The organism is Acidovorax sp. BLS4 (genome assembly GCF_032929295.1).
Classification (GTDB): domain Bacteria; phylum Pseudomonadota; class Gammaproteobacteria; order Burkholderiales; family Burkholderiaceae_C; genus Paracidovorax.
Map to the genome: position 1 here is coordinate 3028296 of NZ_CP136797.1, position 19625 is coordinate 3047920.

Here is a 19625-nt window from a genome sequence, read left to right on the forward strand (position 1 = left end):
CTCCGGCGGCTCAGCGGCCCGCCGCGGCCGTGGCCAGGGCGGACAGGGTTTCGTCCAGCGGCGGCAGCTCGGCCGTGCGGATGTGCGACTGGGCCTGCTGCAGCACCGTGGCGGCCATCTGCGTGCGGCGCGACGCGGGGTCGAAGTAGCGGTTGAGCGCGGCGCTGGCGGCGGCCAGGTCGGCGCGGGCCGAGTCGAGCTGGCGGGCCAGCACGCCCAGGCGGGCGTTCATGAGCTTGAGCTTCAGGTTCTCGCGCAGGAAGAATGCCTGGTCGGGCGACACCAAGATGGCCTCGGGCCGGTCGATGCGGCTCACGCGCAGCAGGCCGCGGGCCTCGTCGCGCACGACCTCCCACGCGCGCTGCAGCGCGGACTGCCACCAGGGGCTGGGGGCCGCAGCCGGCGCGGCGGCGTCGCCCGCGGACACCTGGGCATTCATGCGGCGCGTGGCCGCGGCCTGGGCGACGGCGTTCTGCAGGGGCAGCTCGTCCACTTGCCGCACCAGATCGTCGAGCCGCGCGAGCAGGCCGGCGGTGTCGGTCACCTGGGCGGCGCCGATGCGCTCCAGGTCGCGGCCGATGGCACGCGACAGGGGCGCGAGGCGAGGCTGGGCTGCACGTTCGATGCGCTGGTTGGCGCTCTTGAGGGCGGCCACCAGCGGCTCCAGACTGCCGGTCAGCTGGGCCTGCTGTTGGGCCAGGCGGATGCCGGATTCGATGTCCACCACCAGGTTCTCGTCGCGCGAGCGCGACAGGCTCTGCATCAGCTCCTCGAGCTGGGCGCGCTGCAGGGCCACTTCGCTCACGCGGGTTTCGTTCACGGTGAGCCGCGCCGCGGTTTCGCGCGAGACGTCCAGTGCCTGGTGGGCGAGGGTGCGGGCTTCGATGGCCTGGGTGCCGGAGTCGGCGGTCTGCCGCGCCAGCTGCTCCTGGATGGTGTTCAGGCGCTGCCACAGCAGCACGCTGCCCAGCAGGCCGGCCGCGGCCACGAACCCCAGGGCCCAGAGCGCGTAGCGGTTGCCGCTGGCGCCTTTCGCGGGCGCTGCGGGCACGGCCGCACCGGAGGGCGGGGCGGCCAGCGGTGGGGCGGCGGGGGCGGAAGCGGGCTCAAAACTCATGGGTGCGATTCTATCGAGGCGACCACGTCGTCCAGGGCGGGCCGGCACTGGCGCACGGCCCCGAAGCCCAGGGCGTCGGCGGCCTGCGCGATGCGGGGGTGGGTGACCAGCGCGCGGGCCTCGCGCCAGTCCTGGCCGGGCAGCGCGGCGGCGAGATGGGCGATGGCCTCGGAGCTGCTGAACAGCCAGAGCGAGCCGTCCGTGGCGGCCTGCGTGGCCAGGGCCTGCTGCGCGGGCGTGAGCTGCGGCGCGGCGCGCTCGTAGGCGGCGACGAACTCCACCTGCCCACCGGCCGCGGCGATCTGCTGCGCCAGCCATTCGCGCCCGGTGCCGCCCTGGGCGGCGTCCGACGGGCCGTCGGCCTCGCCCTGCGCGCCGCGCACGATCAGGATGCGGTCGCCGGGCTGCACCTGCGGCTGCACCCGCTCCCACAGCGATTCGGAGTCGAACTGCCCGGCCGTGGCCGCGGGCTGGTCGATCCGCGCGGCGGGCATGCCGCTGTCCCGCAGCGCCTGGGCGGTGCCGGGGCCGGGGGACCACGCTCTTGTTTTTATAGCGTCATGCCCTAGTGGATCATGCGCTGGAGGCCGATTGGACTCGAAGAAATAGCGCACGGCATTGGCGCTCACGAACATCACCGCGCGGTAGTCGCCAAAGCCCTCGCGCGCCCGGCGCAGCGCGGCGACCGCGTCGGGGTGGCGGCAGCCGGCGATGGCGATCAGGGGCAGGGCCGTGGCCTCGATGCCGCGCGCGTGCAGGGCCACGACCCATTGCGCGGCATCGCGCTCGGGCCGCGTGACGATGGCGCGGCGGGCGGGGGGCGTGCGGACGGCGAGGCTCAAGGGCGGCACCAGGGGCTGGCGGGGGTGGGGCTCAGCCCGCGGGCTGCGCGCCCTGTGCGCACAGTTGCGCCGCGGCGTCGCTGCCCAGCGCGTCGGCCTGCGCCAGCGTCTGCACCGTGCCGGAGACGGTGGCGCGTACCAGCGGCAGCACGCCGTGCGGGTCGCCCCAGGCGGCGTCGAGCTGCAGCGTGCCGTCGGCCCGCCAGTGCGAGTGCGCGGCCAGCGGCATGGAGCAGCTGCCGCCCATGGCGCGGCTCACGGCTCGCTCGGCCGTCACGCCCAGCCAGCTGGGCAGGTGGGCCAGGGGTGCCAGCGCGGCGATCACGTCCTGCCGGTGGCTGCGCACCTCCAGGCCCAGCGCGCCCTGGCCGGCGGCGGGCAGCATCTCGGCGGGCTCGAACGTGGCGCGGATGCGGTCGTCCAGGCCCAGGCGCTTCAGGCCTGCAGCGGCGAGCACGATGGCGTCGTACAGCCCTTCGTCGAGCTTGCGCAGGCGGGTGTCGAGGTTGCCGCGCAGCGGCTCGATCTTCAGGTCGGGCCGCAGGGCCTGCAGCAGCACCTGGCGGCGCAGGCTGGAGGTGCCCACCACCGCGCCCTGGGGCAGGTCGGACAGGCGCGCGAAGCGGTTCGAGACGAAGGCATCGCGCGGGTCCTCGCGCTCCATCACGGCGGCCAGGTGAAAGCCGTCGGGCAGCTCCATCGGCACGTCTTTCAGCGAGTGCACGGCGATGTGCGCGCGGCCTTCCTCCAGCGCCACTTCCAGCTCCTTCACGAACAGGCCCTTGCCGCCCACCTTGCTGAGCGTGCGGTCCAGGATCTGGTCGCCCTTGGTGGTCATGCCGAGCAGCGTCACGGTGTGGCCGCGTGCCTGCAGCAGGGCGCGCACGTGCTCGGCCTGCCACAGGGCCAGGCGGCTTTCGCGGGTGGCGATCACGAAGGGGAAATGGGTGGGGGTTTCGAAGGGGTTCATCGCGGTAGGAGGGCCGCCGGGCACGGGCGCAAGGCCGGGGGTGCGCGGGGCGGGTGCGCCGGGCGGCGCGGGCAGCGGGGATGCTAGCATGGGCCCGCAGCAGCCGCCGCCCTCTGTCCATGATGCGCCCGAGCGCGCAGGAGACCTTTTCCGCATGAACGCGACCCCCCGCAAGACCGACGCCGCGCCCGCACCGGCCGCCCCCCGCAGGACCGACAAGGACCTGCCGCTGATCCAGGACATCCGGCTGCTGGGCCGCATCCTGGGCGACGTGATCCGCGAGCAGGAAGGGGTCGCCGCCTACGACCTCGTGGAGCAGGTACGCAAGCTGTCGGTGGCCTTTCGCCGCGATGCCGACCAGGAGGCCGACAAGGCGCTCAAGAAGCTGCTCAAGGGCCTGTCGGGCGACCAGACGGTCAGCGTGATCCGCGCCTTCACCTATTTCAGCCACCTGGCCAACCTGGCCGAGGACCGCCACCACATCCGCCGCCGCACCGTGCACGAGCGCGCGGGCAGCGCCCAGGAGGGCAGCATCGAGGTGGCGCTGGCGCGCATGCGCTGGGCGGGCATCGCGCCGCGCACCATCTCGCAGACGCTGGCCAGGAGCTACGTGGCGCCGGTGCTCACCGCCCACCCGACCGAGGTGCAGCGCAAGAGCATCCTGGATGCCGAGCGCGACATCGCCCAATTGCTGGCCGAGCGCGGCGACATCCAGGTGCGCGCCCAGCTGTACAACAGCGCCAAGGACGCGCTCACCCCGCGCGAGCTGGCGGCCAACGAGGCGCGGCTGCGCGCCCGCGTGGCCCAGCTGTGGCAGACGCGCCTGCTGCGCTACACCAAGCTCACCGTGGCCGACGAGATCGAGAACGCGCTGTCGTACTACGAATCGACCTTCCTGCGCGAGATCCCCAAGATCTATGCCGATCTGGAGCGCGAACTGGGCAACCAGCCCGTGGCGAGCTTCCTGCGCATGGGCCAGTGGATCGGCGGCGACCGCGACGGCAACCCCAACGTCAGCGCGGCCACGCTCTCGCTGGCGCTGGGCCGGCAGGCCGAGGTGGCGCTGCGCCACTACCTGACCGAGGTGCACTTCCTGGGCGGCGAGCTGTCGCTGTCGGCCCGGCTGGTGCAGGTCTCGCCCGACATGCAGGCCCTGGCCGAGCGCTCGCCCGACCACAGCGAGCACCGCCAGGACGAGCCGTACCGCCGCGCGCTCACCGGCATCTACGCCCGGCTGGCCGCCACGCTGCGCAACCTGACCGGCGGCGAGGCCGCGCGCCATGCCGTCGCGCCGCAGAACCCCTATCCCGATGCCGAGGCCTTCCTGGCCGACCTGCGCGTGATCGAGGCCTCGCTGCGCTCGCACCGCGGCGCGGCGCTGGCCGCCGAGCGCCTGCACCCGCTGGTGCGCGCGGTGGAGGTGTTCGGCTTTCACCTGGCCACCGTGGACCTGCGCCAAAGCTCCGACCAGCACGAGAAGGTGATCGCCGAGCTGCTGGCCACGGCGCGCGTGGAGCCCGATTACGCGGCCCTGCCCGAGGCCGACCGCCGCGCGCTGCTGCTGCGCCTGCTGGCCGATGCCCGGCCGCTGCGCGTGGTGGGCGCCACGTATTCCGAGCACACCACGGGCGAGATCGCCATCTTCGAGACGGCGCGGCAGATGCGCGAGCGCTTCGGCCCGCAGGCCATCCGCCACTACATCATCAGCCACACCGAAACCGTGAGCGACCTGCTCGAAGTGCTGCTGCTGCAAAAGGAAGTGGGGCTGATGCACGGCACGCTCGATGCCGTGCCGCCCGTGCCGGGCAGCGGCGCCCGCGCCGCCACCACCGACCTCATCGTGGTGCCGCTGTTCGAGACCATCGAAGACCTGCGCAACGCCGCGCCCATCATGCGCGAGCTGTACGCCGTGCCCGGCTTCGCCGCGATGGTGCAGGCCAGCGGCGCCGAGCAGGACATCATGCTGGGCTACAGCGACAGCAACAAGGACGGCGGCATCTTCACCAGCAGCTGGGAGCTGTACCGCGCCGAGATCGCGCTGGTGGAGCTGTTCGACGAACTGGCGGCCAGCCACCGCATCCAGCTGCGCATGTTCCATGGCCGCGGCGGCACCGTGGGCCGCGGGGGCGGCCCGAGCTACCAGGCCATCCTGGCGCAGCCGCCCGGCACCGTGCGCGGGCAGATCCGCCTGACCGAGCAGGGCGAGGTCATCGCCTCCAAATACGCCAACCCCGAGATCGGCCGGCGCAACCTGGAAACCCTGGTCGCCGCCACGCTGGAGGCCACGCTGCTGCAGCCCACCAAGCCCGCCACCAAGGACTTCCTGGAGGCGGCGGCGCAGCTGTCGGTGGCCAGCATGGGCGCCTACCGCGCGCTGGTGTACGACACCCCGGGCTTCACCGATTACTTCTTTAACTCCACGCCCATCCGCGAGATCGCCGAGCTGAACATCGGCTCGCGCCCGGCCTCGCGCAAGCCCAGCCAGCGCATCGAAGACCTGCGCGCCATTCCTTGGGGCTTCAGCTGGGGCCAGTGCCGGCTCACGCTGCCGGGCTGGTACGGCTTCGGCGCCGCGGTGGAAGCCTTTGTCAGGCAGCCCGGCCAGGACCCCAAGGCGCAGATGGCCCTGCTGCAGAAGATGTACCGCCAGTGGCCGTTCTTCGGCACGCTGCTGTCCAACATGGACATGGTGCTGGCCAAGAGCGACCTGGCCCTGGCCTCGCGCTACAGCGAACTGGTGGCCGACACGCGCCTGCGCAAGAAGGTCTTCGGCGCCATCGAGGCCGAGTGGCAGCGCACGGCCGATGCGCTCACCCGCATCACCGGCGACAAGCACCGCCTGACGCACAACACCGCCCTGGCCCGGTCGATCCGCCACCGCTTTCCGTACATCGACCCGCTGCACCACCTGCAGGTCGAACTGGTGCGCCGCTGGCGCGGCGGGCAGGGCGACGAGCGCGTGCAGACCGGCATCCACATCTCGATCAACGGCATCGCGGCCGGGCTGCGCAACACCGGCTGACGGCGGGGATTGGGCGCGGCACGGGAGGGGCTGCGTGCCGTGGTATGGAATCTGCTTGGGTTCCGGCCATCCGGCGCGGGCCTGCGCCATGGTTTTTTCTTTCTCTCTCCGGGGTTGATGCGATCTTGAAAACGGCAATGGCAGGGTGGGCAAGGCGCCTGTGGGCGCAGGATGCGCTGGTGTACGGCGTGCGCGTGTTCATCGCGCTGAGCGGTGCCATGGCCGTGTGCTGGTGGCTGGACCGCGTGCCGCTGGTCACGCCGATCTTCCTGGGCATCATCGCCAGCGCCATCGCCGAGACCGACGACAACTGGCGCGGCCGGCTGCGGGCGCTGCTCGTCACGCTGGCCTGCTTCGCCACCGCCGCGTTCTCGGTCGAGGCCCTGATGCCGTGGCCCCTGTGGTTCGTGGCGGGCATGGCCGTGTCCACCTTCGGCTTCACCATGCTCGGCGCCGTGGGCGAGCGCTACCGCGCCATCGCGCTGGCCACCGTCATCCTGGCGCTCTACACCGCCATCAGCGTGGCGCCCGGCTCCCAGCGCGGGGGCGGCCCGGCCTTGGGCTTCAGCGTGCCCACCTGGCTGCTGGCCGGCGCCACCTGGTACGGCCTGCTGTCGCTGCTGTGGTGCGCGCTGTTCCCGCACCAGCCCGTGCGCCAGAACCTCGCCAAGCTCTACGGCGTGCTCGGCGCCTATCTGCGGCTCAAGGCCAGCCTGTTCGAGCCCGTGCGCGGCGTGGACGTGGAGCGCCGGCGCCTGGCGCTCGCCCAGACCAACGGCCGCGTGGTGTCCGCCCTCAACACCACCAAGGAAAGCATCTTCAGCCGCCTGGGCGCGCGCCGCGAGGCGCCGCCCCCCACCGGCCGGCTGCTGCGCCACCTGAACCTGTACTTCATCGCGCAGGACATCCACGAGCGCGCCAGCTCGTCGCACCACCACTACAACGACTGGGCCGACGTGCTGTTCCACAGCGACGTGCTCTACCGCTGCCAGCGCGTGCTGCAACTGCAGGGCGTGGACTGCACCCGCCTGGCCGAGGCCCTGCAGACGCACGAGCCCTTCGTGCGCGACCCCGCCGGCGAGCGCGCCATGGCCGACCTGCACGACTCCATCGCCCACCTCGAAAGCCAGCGCCAGAGCGCCTGGCAGCGGCCCCTGCGCAGCCTGCGCGCGCTGGCCCGCAACCTCGCCACGCTCTCCGGCCAGCTCGACGCCGCCACCCACCCCGATGGCGGCGAGCGCCTGGGCGACAGCAGTTTGCTGGACCGATCGCCCCGGTCGCTGGCCGATGCCTGGGGCCGCGTGCGCGCGCAGCTGCACCCGGGCACGCCGCTGTTTCGCCATGCCACGCGCCTGTCGCTGGCGCTCGCGGCCGGCTGCATCGCCATGCAGCTCCTCGACCCCGTGCACGGCTACTGGATTCCGCTGGCCACGCTGTTCGTGTGCCAACCCACCTACGGCGCCACCGTCACGCGCGTGTCGCAGCGCGTTGCCGGCACCGCCATCGGCCTGGTGGTCGGCTGGGCGCTGCTCAAGCTCTTTCCCAGCCCGCCGCTGCAGGCGCTCTTCGCCGTGGCGGCGGGCGTGCTGTTCTTCGTCACCCGCACCACGCGCTACCTCACGGCCACCGCCGCCATCACGCTGCTGGTGCTCATGTGCTTCAACCAGGCCACCGGCGAGGCCCACGCGCTGATCCTGCCGCGCCTGCTCGACACCCTGATCGGCAGCGCCATCGCCACCGCCGCCATGATGGTCGTGTTGCCCGACTGGCAGGGCCGGCGCCTGGCCGCCGTGGCCGCGCAGGCCCTGCAGGCCAACGGGCAGTACCTGCGCGAGATCATGTCGCAGTACGCCACCGGCAAGGACGACGACCTCGATTACCGACTGGCTCGCCGCACCGCCCACAACGCCGACGCCGCCTTCTCCACCGCCCTGTCGCACATGCTGCGCGAGCCCCGCCACGTGCGCTCGCATTCGCAGGCCGGCATGCGCATGCTGGTGCTGTCGCACACCCTGCTCAACTACCTCTCGGCGCTGGGCGCGCACCGCGGCCAACTCGCCGAAGGCGTGGACGACCCACTGGTACAGGAGGGCGCCCGCTACGCCGTCGAGCGCCTCGAAGCCGTCGCCCGCGCCCTGCGCACCCGCGAGGCGCTGGAGGGTGACGCAGCCCACGGCGAAACGCTGGCCACCGCGCTGGAACAGGCCGCCGATGCCGCACCGGACACCCTGCGGCTGGTGCAGACGCAACTGGCCCTGGTGTGCCGGCAATTGGCCCTGCTGCAGGCCCTGGCCACGCAGCTGGCGGCGCGCGCTCCGGTGGCGCCGGCATAGAGGCACGGCACGCCCCGCCTGGCAAAACCGTGCCCCATGGGGTTCTAAACCGGTCACCGAAAGCCCTGGTGAAAGTGATTTGCTTTTGGGTTACGTTGCATAACCGGAAAACCGGTTGGCACCGCGCCGCGCGCCTTCTTTGCTCCGAGAATCCGCAGTTCCAAAAAACAGGCGATCACGGACGAGGGAGGTTGCATGAAGGACATGGTCAAGATAGACCAGGGGCGGCTGCGTGCGCAGCTGGAGAAAAAGCTGCCGCCGAAGGTGCGGCTGTTTCAGCTCAACGATATTCCTGGCGTGATGCGCTCGCGCATGGGGTGGCCGGTGGCGGCGGCCTTGATGGAGCGGTGGTTTCGCGGGGCGGCTTTTGAGATGCCAGAACTGATGAAGCGTGGACGCGACCCCTTTGAGCTGTCCCAGTTGGGCTCCTTGCGCCTGGATGAGAGTAACGTCACCATGAATTGGGCTCTCGGCTTTGCACGGGTTCGCGCTGCGATGGTGAAGCTTCAGAAAGAATGGGCAACGCCGTCGGCATTGCTCTTGCTGAAAAAGCGCATCAATGACCAAACGGCAGGGGCCTCTCAGCCATCGAGGTTTGGCAACCTGGCGCAGCCTGCCAAAGTCATTGATGGCACGTGCCAAACCAACTATGTGCACTGTGGCCAACTCAGTGATCCGCTGGATGATTTCTATGGAGCCATGGGAGAAGCCACGCTCAAGATCGCGGTGTCAGGACTTGTCGCAAAGAATAGCTTCGGAAAAACCACTTTCGTTATCGATGAATTGGGTTTCTACCTTCGCGACAGCTATGACTTCAACGATGGTGAAACCCCTTTTCTTTCACAGCCTCTCGGCTTTTGGGGATTTCAAGGAGTGAGTCGTGTGAACGTAGGCCGAGGCATCCCCATCTCTGATCAATGGGTGAATCAAGAGGCGTCCAAGATCCATGGAGATGTTTACTTTGTGCAGAACGAAGATTTCCGCCGGTGGCGCATTCAACATGGCCGAGGTGCAGACTTCGTTGTGCTCTCAGACGTGCACCGTGTTCGCCTTCCGTTTCCCATCAAATTGGATTGGCAATGAAGCTGAATGATTTCAGGAAAATCCCATGCATCGTCTGGTGCTTGGCATTGAATGCACTTGTTTTTCTGGCTTGGTACGCTGCGACGCCCACTTTTTTTGACAGTGAAAACAGCCCTCAGCGCGTCTATCGCCTTGAGTTTCACAAAGCGTCTCTCGTTCAGCGCATCATTCATCACGACTACAAGATGCCCTACGTGGTGCGTTTGTACCGCGTGAATTCCAAAACACTCCTGGGTGAAAGTCAGGTCGTCGATCTTTGGATGAATGGAGAAATCCATTGGTGGTTGAGTCCGCCCAACAATGCGGTACAGGTCGGCAATGATGTGGCTTTCGAGAACATTCCTCCAGAATGCGCCGATCCATCGCCCCCTCCGGCCTGCGACGCAAAACGTTGACGGATGCTCTGCCCGCCCTGATGGATGGCCCCTTACCTCACCCAGGCCGCCGCGCCGTCAACGCCCAGACCCCCGCTGCCGCCAGCAGCGAGCCGCCCGCGACATGGAAGCGCCGCTGTGCCCGTGGCGATGCGAGCAGCTTGCGTGCGCTGCCAGCGAACACGGCATACAGCGTCGCATTGGTGGCGGCCAGCACCACGAAGGTGACGCCCAGTATTCCCATTTGCTGCGTCGCGCTGGCGGCGGGGCTGAGGAACTGGGGCAGGAAGGCCACGAAGAAAACGATGCCCTTCGGGTTCAACGCGGTCACCAGGTAGGTGTTCAGGAACAGGCGCCAGCGGGATGCCGGAGCGGCGGGTGCAGCGATTTCGGTGGCGGAGATTCCGGCACGCAGCAGGCGGATGCCCAGATACAGCAGGTACAGCCCGCCGACCCACTTCACCGCGGTGAACCAGAAGGCGGAGGTCTCCAGCAGCGCGCCCAGGCCCAGCAGCGACACCACCAGCGCGGTCGAATCGCCCAGCGCCACGGCCAGCACCAGCGGCACGTTCGCGCGGCGGCCGTGCGACATCGAGTAGCTGATCACGGTGAGGATGGTCGGGCCGGGGATGACCAGCATCACGGCCGAGGCCGCGACGAAGGCGAGCCAGAGTTCGATGGGCATGGTTTTTTGCTCCTGTGGGCTGGCGTGCGACACGCCTGCGGGGGAAGGCATCGATCGATGGGTCCGAGCGATGCGTGGATGTGCCGATGGCGCCATGCACACCGGCGCCCCCATCATGGAGATTCAGGCGGGCGGACGCAACCCCGGCGACAGGCGAATGGCCTGATCGAAAACGGGCCCGGCCCGGCTGCGGTGCTTGGGCCTTGGCCGGGTGCGTCAGACCTTCCTTCCCTTCAATCCCCCAGCAGTTCCCCCACCGCTCGCAGATCCTCCACCCGGTCGCAGATCGCCTTCACGGCCATCATCACCGGAATGCCCAGCAGCAGGCCCCACAGCCCCCACAGCCAGCCCCACACCAGCACGCTGACGAACACGGCCACCGGGCTCATGCGGCTGGTCTTGCTGGTGAGCCAGGGGGTGAGCAGATTGCCCACCAGGGTGTGGATGACCAGCGATGCGCCGCCGATGGCCAGCGCCATGTCCACGGTGCCGAACTGCAGGAAGGCGACCAGCGCCGAGGCGCCCGTCACCACCACCGAGCCGATGTAGGGCGCGAGGTTGAGCACCCCGGCCACCACGCCCCACACGGCGGGGTTTTCCAGCCCGAGCAGGGCGTACACCGCGCCGGTGGCCACGCCCACCAGCACGCTGGTGAGCAGCTGCACCAGCAGGTAGCGCTGGATCTGGCCGGTGATGTCGTCCAGCACCGCCATGGTCACCTTGCGCCGCTCCAGGCTGTGGCCGGCGATGCGCATGAGCTTGCGGCGGAACAGGTTGCCCGATGCGAGCGCGAAGAAGGTCAGGAAGATCACCACGGTGAGCTGGCCGGCGGCAGACGCCAGGCCCATGGTGCCGCTCCACACGTAGTCGCGGATGTTGAAGGGCGCGCGCTCGATCACCACGCGCTGCACGCCGCGGCGCGTCTGCGGCGGAATGCTTTCGGTGGCGGCCTGCTCGATCTGCGTGGCGGCCTTCTGCATGGTGTCCAGCGGGCTGGGCCCGCCCACGCGCTGGCGCATGGCATCGCGCACCTTGCGCGCGGCCACGGGCACCGAATCCACCAGCTCGGCCGCGCCGTCGCTGAGCGACCAGGCCGCGCCGCCCAGGCTGCCGACGATGCCCATCAGCAGCACCCCTGCCCCGAGCCAGCGCGGGATGTGCCAGCGGTGCAGGGCGGTGACCGCCGGGTGCAGCGCGGTGGTGAGCAGCACGCTCAGCATGAGGGGAATGAACACGGCGCTGGCCCAGTGCAGCAGCGCGACGGTGGCGAACAGGGCCAGCAGCGCGAGCGACATGTTGCGCACGTCGATCGGCATGTTCAGCATGAAGCCCGGCGCTCCAGGCAGGGCTGCGGCGGCAGCGGCCGCGGCCGCCGAGGGGCCGGTGGGCGACGGGGAAGGGGATGGTTCGGGGCGCGGTGATGCGGGCGAGGCCGGCAGCGCGGCGGGTGCGGAAGGGGCCGTGGAGGCGGGCGGCGTGGCCGATCCCCCCTCCAGGGTCCCGTCGGCCAGGGGTTCGGGCGGCACATCGTCGCCGGGCTCGGGCGCGGCGGTGGGTGCGGATGCGGGGTTGGAGGGGGAGATGTCGGAGTGGTCGGGCGGGTCGCCGGCCGGAAGCTGCCCTGTCGTCGCGGAGGTGGGTGGAAGTTGGCGCGCCAGGGGCGGCGTGGGGGGCAGGGGGGCGGCGGGGCGGGACATGCGCGGATTTTGTCGCAACGCCGCTCGAACGCCGCGTAGGCGAGCACCGCAGCAGCGGGGCCGGCGCGTGCGGGAAACCCCGGGTGAAGAAGCCCCCAAGCCCCCTGGCAGCGGGGGAAAAGCCGCGCTGTTCGGCCGATGCCTTGCGCGGGCGGCCGCTAGCATTTGCGGTTATGGAATCTCTTGAAAAACGTGCACGCCCGGCCGCCCGGGCCCCGGCGCAGGGCCGCGAATCCGCTGGCGTGGGGCGTCTGGCACCTGCACGCCGGCTGGCGGGCGGGTGCCTGCTGTCCGCTGCCGCGCTGCTGGCCGGCTGCGCGGCGCCCGATCTGCCGCGCGACGAACTGCACGCGCCTTCCACGCAGAAAACCGCGCGCGCCGTGCAGCACTGGGACGTGCTGGCCCGCGACGTGGCGGAGCGCACGGCGGTGCGGCTGCGCGACTGGCCGCCGGGGGAGTACCCGATCTATCTGCTGCCCGGGCAGGGCGATGGCTTCGACGCGGGCTTTCGCTCGCTGCTGGTGACGCGCCTGGTGGACCGCGGCATCACCGTCTCGACCCAGCCGACCGGCGTGCGCATGGCGGTGTCCACGCAGGTGGTGCAGCACCAGGGCGGCGGTGTGTACGCGCCGCCGCGGGTGCGGCTGTCCGAGGGCGTGGCGGTGGTGCGCGATGCGTCGGGCGCCTACGTGCCGGCGCCGGACGTTCTGCTGGCCAGCGGCACGGCGCGCACCGAAATTTTGGTGACCACGTCCATCGAATCGGACGAGCGCGTGCTGGCGCGCACCAGCGACGTCTATTCCATCGACCAGGGCGACGTGGCGCTGTACCTGCCGCGCGTGCCGGCGGTGGCGGCCACGCCGGTCAAGACGTGGCGGGTGGTGCCATGAGGCGCCGCACCGTGCTGGCCGGCGCGCTGGCGGGCGCCGCGGCGGTGGCCCTCCCGGGCTGCGCGCGGTTCTATTACGGCAGCGCGGCCGCGGGCGGCGTGCAGACCGACCTGCTCGAATTCAACCAGAAGGCCGCGGACATGCTTTTGCAGGGCGCGCCGCTCGATCCGCGCCAGCCGGTGCTGGTCTCCACGCTGGTGCACCTGGACCGGCTGAACGAGTCGTCCCGGCTGGGCCGCCTGTGCTCCGAACAGATCGCCGGGCGGCTGGTGCAGCGCGGCGTGCGGGTGACCGAGCTGAAGCTGCGCGAGAACCTGGTCATGCGGCCCGGCGAGGGCGAACTGCTGCTCTCGCGCGAAGTGCGCGAGGTGAGCCGCGCCCAGGCGGCGCAGGCGGTGGTGGTGGGCACGTACGCGGCCACCCCGCAGACGGTGTACGTGAGCCTCAAGCTGGTGAGCCCCGAGGGCAACGCGGTCATGGCGGCCTACGACTATGCGCTGCCGGTGGACTCGGACATCCGCATCCTGCTGGCGATGCGCTGACGGGCCGGTGGGCGGATGGGGGCTGGGGAGCTTTGGCGTGCCGACCGTCCCGCCGCGCCCACGAAAAAACCCGGCCAGGGCCGGGTTTTCGAATGGTTTGATTTGCTATTGATTTTGTAGCGATATGCCCTAGTGGAATATGCGCTGGAAGGCTTTTTGGCTCAAAGCCTGGTGGTGCAGGGGCTCAGTGCAGCATCAGCGCGCCGGCCGACTTGCTCTTGCCGGCACGGGCGGGCGGATTGCACAGGCCGCAGGTGTAGTTGCGGGCGTTTTCGTACAGCTCGGTGACGAACTGGCCGCTGCACTGCGAGCAGGCGGTGCGGGTCAGCATGCCGGCGTCCACGAACTTCACCAGGCGCCAGGCGCGGGTGAAGGACAGCAGGGGTTCGATCTCGGCGGTGGTGACCTGCTCGTTGTACAGGCGGTAGGCCTTGGTGAGCAGCTCCACCGAATCCAGGTCCACGCCCTTGGACAGGTATTCGTAGATGTTCAGGAACAGCGAGCTGTGGATGTTCTCCTGCCAGGTCAGGAACCAGTCGGTCGAGAAGGGCAGCTGGCCCTTGGACGGCGACTTGCCGGCGATCTCCTTGTACAGCCGGATCAGGCGCTCGTAGGACAGCGTGGTTTCCGACTCCAGCACCTGCATGCGGGCACCCATCTGGATCAGCATGGCGGCGCGTTCGATCTGCTTGGATTCGTTGAGGACGCTCTTGACGGGTGCGGACATGGCTGGCTTTCGAAGAAGGGTGGGCGGCGGCAGGCGGGCGAGGCGGTGAGGGCGGCGGGCGCTGCGCTCAGAGCACTTCGGACACGCGGCTGGCCATCAGGATGTTGGCGTGCAGCGTGTTGGTCGCTTCGTTGCCGACCTTCTTCGGGGTGTTGTGGTTGGTGAGCAGGCTCCACACCAGGTTGTCGTCCACCCGGAAGCTGCACAGCAGCGTGTTGCGGGAGGCCAGCTTGAGCACCTGCGCGGCCGACAGCGATGCGAGGATGTCGGCGGCGTCTTCGTTCAGGCCCAGACGGAAAACAGCTTCCGCCTTGTCCTGGCGGATCAGGGTCTGTGCCAACATCAGGTAGGTGAGGTTGGCTTCGCGGATTTCAGCGAGAAGTTGTTCGGAGGTCATGGTGAATCCTTTTCCTTTAACCGATCTGGCGGGGTTCATGCGGTTTGCATGGTTTCGCGATCCGTTGAAATGGATTGTGAATTCAGCCCAATCAAAAATTAAGTCGGGGTTTGGATGTGCAGCGTGTCTGGTCGGCGCACCGCCCGTGTAGGAAGTTGCCTTACAAAATCCGCAGCGGCTGTCCCACCCTGGAGAGGGGGCCGCCTGCTGCACGGCCGGCCCTCCCGCAGGGGTCAGCCGCGCTCCACGGGGCGGTCAGGAACACTGCACCATTCGCTCCAGCTGCCGGCAAACAGCGTGGTTTTTCCGAAACCGGCCAGTTCCATGGCCAGGACATTCGGGATGGCGCTCACCCCGCTGCCGCACTGGTGCACCACCGTGCCGGGCGCGCGGGCGCCGAGCAGGGCCTCGAACTCGGCGCGCAGTTGCGCGGCGGGCTTGAAGCGGCCATCCGGCCCGAGGTTTTCGCTGAAGGGGCGGTTCAGCGCGCCGGGAATGTGCCCGGCCACGGGGTCCAGCGGCTCGACCTCGCCGCGGTAGCGGGCGGGGGCGCGGGCGTCGATCACCGTCTGGCGGTCCTGCCCCAGGGCGGCCTGCACGTCCGCCGCGGTGGCCAACTGGCGCAGGGGCTCGCCCAGCTTGAAGTTGGACTGGAAGTGCGCCGGCTCGTCGCCGCTGGCGAGGTCCCCGCCCGCCGCGGTCCAGGCCTGCAGGCCGCCGTCCAGCACCGCCACCGCATCGTGGCCGGCCCACTTGAGCATCCACCACAGGCGGCCGCAGTAGTTGGCGCCGTTGCGGTCGTACACCACGGCCTGCATGCCGTTGGTGAAGCCGATGCGCGAGAGCCAGGCTTCGAGCCGGTCGCGGTTGGGCAAGGGGTGGCGCCCGCCCGATGCGGGCTGGTCCGCCTCGGTGGCGACGATGGTGCCGCCCGCGCCGGGCGCGCCATGCTTGGCGCTCAGGTCGCGGTCCAGGTGCGCGTAGAGCGCGCCGGGAATGTGCGATTGGCGGTATTGCTGCTCGCCCAGCGAGGGCTGCGTCAGGTCGAACGTGCAGTCGAAGACCATCCGCGGCGCGCCGCTGGCGATGAGGGATTGCAGTTCGGCGGCGGAGATGAGGGTGGTGTACGGCATGGGACTGAGTCAATCGGTGGCGGACAGGCCCTTATTGTGGTCCGGCGCGGCGGGGGCGTGCGTCGGACAGGCCTGACGGGCGGTCGCGCCGGGGAAAGGCACCTGACTGCGGCAGCGCCGGATCAGCGGCCTCAGTGCTCTTCGGCCGGCGCACCGGGTGCCGCGCGCGCCCGCAGCACGGTGGCCACGATGCCGCTCACCACGATGAGCGCCATGCCGGCCCAGCCGATGGCGGGGATGTCGTCGCCAAACAGCAGCACGCTGTACAGCGCCGCGAACACGATGCCCGAATACTGCAGGTTGGCCACCACCAGCGTGCCGCGGGAGGTGCGCGCGGTGGCATAGGCCCGCGTCAGGCACAGCTGGCCGGCCGCCGCCAGCACGCCGATGGGCAGAAGCCACAGGCTGGGCCAGCCCGGCCATTCCGAAGTGCCCGTGAGCAGCAGGCCCGCGCCACCGGCCACCGCCGAACCCACAGCGAAATAGAACACCGTGCGCGTCTCGGGCTCGCCCAGGCGCGACAGCGCCATCACCTGCATGTAGGCGAACGCGGCGGTGAGGCCCGACAGCAACCCGATCAGGCCGGCGAACATCTGGTGCTGGTCGAGGCTGGGGCGCAGCATCATCACCACGCCGGCAAAGCCCACCATCACGGTGAACACCAGCGTGCCCTGCAGCGGCGGACGCGAACTGCTGCTCGACGGCCGCCAGGCCAGCAGCGCGCCGCCGACGAGGAACGCCGCGATCCACACGCTGCTCATGTAGTTGAGCGTCATCGACGTGGCCAGCGGCAGGTGGGCGATGGAATAGAACCACGAGCCCAGCGAGACCACGCCGATCAGGCTGCGCCAGGCATGCATGCCCGGGTAGTGCGTGCCCAGCTTGACCCGCTGCGAGCGCGCCAGCGCCCACAGGATCGCCATGCCGATGATGCCGCGGTAGCACACCAGTTCGGCCGAGTTGAAATAGGCCGACGCCACCTTGACGCACACGCCCATGCTGGCGAAGAGGAACGCGGCCAACACCATCCAGAGCGCTTGCATGGGAATGAGGGGGTTTGGAGTAAAAGAGGCCGCATGCCCTAGTGGATCATGCGGTGGTAGCTATTGTTTTTATAGCAATCGGATCGGCGTCAGCGCCGGGGTACCGCATCGCCCATGGCGGCGCGATACCACTCGTGGAAGTGCTGCATGCCGTCTTCCATCGGGCTCTGGTAGGGGCCGACCTCGTTGTCGCCGCGCTCGTAGAGGGCGCGGCGGCCGGCGTCCATGCGTTCGCCGATCTCGTCGTCCTCGATGCAGGTTTCCATGTAGGCGGCCTGCTGGGCCTCGACGAACTCGCGCTCGAAGGCGGTGATCTCCTCGGGGTAGTAGAACTCCACCATGTTCATCGTCTTCGTCGGGCTGACGGGGTGCAGCGTGGAGACGGTGAGCACATGCGGATACCACTCCACCATGATGTGCGGGTAGTAGGTGAGCCAGATCGCGCCGCGTTCGGGCAGCTTGCCTTCGCGGTACTGCAGCAGCACGTCGTGCCATTTGCGGTAGATGTCGGAGCCGGGCTTGCCGAAGGTGGAGGCCACGCCGACCGTCTGCACCGAGTAGTGCTTCTGGAACTCCCAGCTCAGGTCCTCGCAGGTGACGAAGTTGCCCAGGCCCGGGTGGAACGGGCCCACGTGGTAGTCCTCGAGGTAGACCTCGATGAAGGTCTTCCAGTTGTAGTTGCACTCGTGCATTTCCACGCGGTCGAGCGAAAAGCCGTCGAAGCTCAGTTCGGCGCGCGGCCCCATGCCGGCCAGGTCGGCGCCGATGTCGCGGCCGTTGTCCTCGAACAAGAGGCCGTTCCACTCGCGCAGTCCGTAGTTGTTGAGGTTCAGGCAGGGGTCCTGCGCGAAGTGCGGGGCGCCGAGCAGCTGGCCGCCGGGCGAATACGTCCAGCGGTGCAGCGGGCACACGATGTTGCCGCCCGCATGGCCCTTGCCGTGGCCCTGCAGGGTGCCGCGGCCCTTGAGCATCACGGCCTGGCGGTGGCGGCACACGTTGGAGATCAGCTCGACGCCGCCCTGCGCGTTGCGCACGAGCGCACGGCCTTCGCCTTCCTGCGGCAGGGCGTAGTAGTCGCCCGCATCGGGCACGGAAAGCTGGTGCCCCACATAGCGGGGCCCGCGCTGGAAGATGGTCTCCAGCTCGCGCTGGAACAGCGCTTCGTCAAAGTAGCTTGAAACTGGTAGTTGGCTTGCGGCCTGCTGCAGTTGAAGACTTAAATCAGACATGGGTGACCTGACCTAAAGACTCCCCACAGGGAGGGTGCGTGAAGTGCACACGGAAAAAAAGAAACCGGCATGCAAGCCGGCCCGAAGGGAATGGGATTGTAGCCGGTGGGGTTATTTCCGCTCCCCCCGTATGTGTATTGGCCGGGCATGCTTGAGCGCGCCGGGCAAGGCTTGCGCGCCGATGGTGTCGCCAAGGTGCCAGCCATTTTCCACGTGCCCCCCACCCGCCTCCGCCCGCCCGAAGGAGGGTGCGCCTAAAATCACCCGTTTTACCTGCGCGTTCGCCGCCCCCCGTTCCATGCCCAAGGCCTCCGCCGTTCCCCCGAAACTCCCCGAACCCGCCAGCTACGAAGCCGCGCTGGAAGAGCTGGAGCAACTCGTGGGACGCATCGAGTCGGGCCAGTTGCCCCTGGAACAGATGCTCGCGGGCTACCAGCGCGGCGCGCAGTTGCTGGCCTTTTGCCGCGGCCGGCTGGAAGCGGTGCAGGACCAGATCAAGGTATTGGACGAAGGAGCGCTGCAACCATGGACGCAGGAGTGACCCCCACCATGGCGGCAGTACCGACCTCTCTGGGCCCATCCACCGTGCCCACTGCGCTTCATGCCCCGTTCGACCTCGGCGGCTGGAGCCATGCGCAACTGGCGCGCGTGGAGGACGCCCTGTCGCGCTGGGTGTGCAGCGATGCGCCCGCGGGCCTGGGCGAGGCCATGCGCTACGCGGTGCTGGACGGCGGCAAGCGCCTGCGGCCCCTGCTGGTGCTGGCCGCCTCGGAGGCCGTCGGCGGCCTGGACGAAGCGGCCCTGCGCGCGGCCTGCTCGGTGGAGCTGATCCACGCCTATTCCCTGGTGCACGACGACATGCCGTGCATGGACAACGACGTGCTGCGCCGCGGCAAGCCCACGGTGCACGTGCGCTTCGGCGAGGCGCGCGCGCTGCTGGCGGGCGATGCGCTGCAGGCGCTGGCCTTCGGCCTGCTCACGCCGGAGGGGCCGCAGGTGCCGCCCGCGATGCAGGCCACGCTGTGCCGCATGCTGGCCCAGGCCGCCGGCGCCGACGGCATGGCCGGCGGCCAGGCCATCGACCTGGCCAGCGTAGGCCGCGCTTTGAGCGAGGCCGAACTGCGCCAGATGCACCGGCTCAAGACCGGCGCGCTGCTGCAGGGCAGCGTGGTGATGGGTGCGGCCTGCGGACAGGCCGCGCCGGCCGCCCTGGCCGCGCTGTCGCAGTACGGCGCCGCGCTGGGGCTGGCCTTCCAGGTGGTGGACGACATCCTCGACGTGACGGCCGATTCGGCCACGCTGGGCAAGACCGCCGGCAAGGACGCCGCGAGCGACAAGCCCACCTACGTGTCGCTGCTCGGGCTCGAACGCGCCCAGGCGCACGCTGGCGAACTGCGGGTCGAGGCGCACGCCGCGCTGGCCGCGAGCGGCCTGCCCGACACGCGCGCGCTGGCGGCGCTGGCCGACATGGTGGTGAACCGCTCGCACTGATGATGGCGGCGCGCTGCGTGCCCTGTGCCGCCATCCCCGCAGACCTCCCC

General features: G+C 69.7%; 18 protein-coding genes. 8 read left to right on the forward strand and 10 right to left on the reverse strand.

The window, feature by feature from the left end:
• Positions 1-10: 10 nt before the first annotated feature.
• From R1Z03_RS14055 to hemC, 3 genes are read right to left on the reverse strand one after another with little or no spacing between them, the layout of a single operon-like run.
• Positions 11-1117: a uroporphyrinogen-III C-methyltransferase gene (locus R1Z03_RS14055; protein WP_317351900.1), complete on the reverse strand. Its 1107-nt coding sequence runs from the start codon at positions 1115-1117 to the stop codon at positions 11-13.
• Complete coding sequence (locus R1Z03_RS14060; protein WP_317351903.1) at positions 1114-1959, reverse strand: uroporphyrinogen-III synthase; 846 nt, start codon at positions 1957-1959, stop codon at positions 1114-1116. The genes R1Z03_RS14055 and R1Z03_RS14060 overlap by 4 nt, the downstream gene beginning before the upstream one ends.
• 31 nt (positions 1960-1990) lie before the next feature.
• Complete coding sequence (hemC, locus tag R1Z03_RS14065; protein ID WP_317360372.1) at positions 1991-2929, reverse strand: hydroxymethylbilane synthase; 939 nt, start codon at positions 2927-2929, stop codon at positions 1991-1993.
• A gap of 154 nt (positions 2930-3083) precedes the next feature.
• Between hemC and ppc the strand changes: the two genes are divergently transcribed.
• From ppc to R1Z03_RS14085, 4 genes are all read left to right on the forward strand, one after another.
• Positions 3084-5951, forward strand: a complete 2868-nt coding sequence (gene ppc / locus R1Z03_RS14070) for a phosphoenolpyruvate carboxylase (RefSeq protein WP_317351906.1) — start codon at positions 3084-3086, stop codon at positions 5949-5951.
• Between the two features lie 137 nt (positions 5952-6088).
• Positions 6089-8284, forward strand: coding sequence for a YccS family putative transporter (gene yccS / locus R1Z03_RS14075; protein ID WP_317351909.1), 2196 nt, complete (start codon positions 6089-6091; stop codon positions 8282-8284).
• Between the two features lie 195 nt (positions 8285-8479).
• Positions 8480-9367 carry a DUF6402 family protein gene (locus tag R1Z03_RS14080; RefSeq protein WP_317351912.1) on the forward strand — a complete coding sequence of 296 codons (888 nt, stop codon included), beginning with the start codon at positions 8480-8482 and terminating at the stop codon, positions 9365-9367.
• Positions 9364-9762, forward strand: a complete 399-nt coding sequence (locus R1Z03_RS14085; protein WP_284425082.1) for a hypothetical protein — start codon at positions 9364-9366, stop codon at positions 9760-9762. Before R1Z03_RS14080 ends, R1Z03_RS14085 begins: the two co-directional genes overlap by 4 nt.
• Before the next feature lie 37 nt (positions 9763-9799).
• Here the strand turns inward: R1Z03_RS14085 and R1Z03_RS14090 are convergent, their stop codons facing one another.
• Positions 9800-10426, reverse strand: a complete 627-nt coding sequence (locus R1Z03_RS14090) for a LysE family translocator (protein ID WP_317351916.1) — start codon at positions 10424-10426, stop codon at positions 9800-9802.
• Between the two features lie 233 nt (positions 10427-10659).
• Entirely contained in the window at positions 10660-12123 is a 1464-nt protein-coding gene (locus R1Z03_RS14095; RefSeq protein ID WP_317351919.1) for an AI-2E family transporter, read from the reverse strand.
• Between the two features lie 173 nt (positions 12124-12296).
• Here R1Z03_RS14095 and R1Z03_RS14100 point away from each other — a divergent pair, with 173 nt between their 5' ends.
• Together R1Z03_RS14100 and R1Z03_RS14105 are read left to right on the forward strand one after the other, a co-directional pair.
• Positions 12297-13013, forward strand: a complete 717-nt coding sequence (locus R1Z03_RS14100) for a hypothetical protein (protein WP_317351922.1) — start codon at positions 12297-12299, stop codon at positions 13011-13013.
• A complete protein-coding gene (locus tag R1Z03_RS14105) occupies positions 13010-13555 on the forward strand; it encodes a FlgO family outer membrane protein (RefSeq protein ID WP_284405918.1) in 546 nt (181 codons plus the stop codon). Before R1Z03_RS14100 ends, R1Z03_RS14105 begins: the two co-directional genes overlap by 4 nt.
• 184 nt (positions 13556-13739) lie before the next feature.
• Here the strand turns inward: R1Z03_RS14105 and flhC are convergent, their stop codons facing one another.
• The 5 genes from flhC to R1Z03_RS14130 all read right to left on the reverse strand — a co-directional run bounded on the left by flhC (position 13740) and on the right by R1Z03_RS14130 (position 18084).
• Positions 13740-14282 carry a flagellar transcriptional regulator FlhC gene (flhC, locus tag R1Z03_RS14110; RefSeq protein WP_272564393.1) on the reverse strand — a complete coding sequence of 181 codons (543 nt, stop codon included), beginning with the start codon at positions 14280-14282 and terminating at the stop codon, positions 13740-13742.
• Positions 14283-14349: 67 nt separating this feature from the next.
• A complete protein-coding gene (flhD, locus tag R1Z03_RS14115) occupies positions 14350-14679 on the reverse strand; it encodes a flagellar transcriptional regulator FlhD (protein ID WP_092740590.1) in 330 nt (109 codons plus the stop codon).
• 233 nt (positions 14680-14912) lie between these two features.
• Positions 14913-15812, reverse strand: a complete 900-nt coding sequence (locus R1Z03_RS14120; protein ID WP_284428964.1) for a sulfurtransferase — start codon at positions 15810-15812, stop codon at positions 14913-14915.
• Positions 15813-15943: 131 nt separating this feature from the next.
• Entirely contained in the window at positions 15944-16855 is a 912-nt protein-coding gene (locus R1Z03_RS14125; protein WP_284428963.1) for a DMT family transporter, read from the reverse strand.
• A gap of 89 nt (positions 16856-16944) precedes the next feature.
• Entirely contained in the window at positions 16945-18084 is a 1140-nt protein-coding gene (locus tag R1Z03_RS14130) for an aromatic ring-hydroxylating dioxygenase subunit alpha (protein ID WP_284428962.1), read from the reverse strand.
• A gap of 298 nt (positions 18085-18382) precedes the next feature.
• Between R1Z03_RS14130 and xseB the strand changes: the two genes are divergently transcribed.
• Both xseB and R1Z03_RS14140 read left to right on the forward strand, forming a co-directional pair.
• Entirely contained in the window at positions 18383-18625 is a 243-nt protein-coding gene (xseB, locus tag R1Z03_RS14135) for an exodeoxyribonuclease VII small subunit (protein WP_284428961.1), read from the forward strand.
• An 8-nt stretch (positions 18626-18633) separates the two neighbouring features.
• Positions 18634-19575, forward strand: a complete 942-nt coding sequence (locus R1Z03_RS14140; RefSeq protein WP_317360373.1) for a farnesyl diphosphate synthase — start codon at positions 18634-18636, stop codon at positions 19573-19575.
• Positions 19576-19625 lie beyond the last annotated feature (50 nt).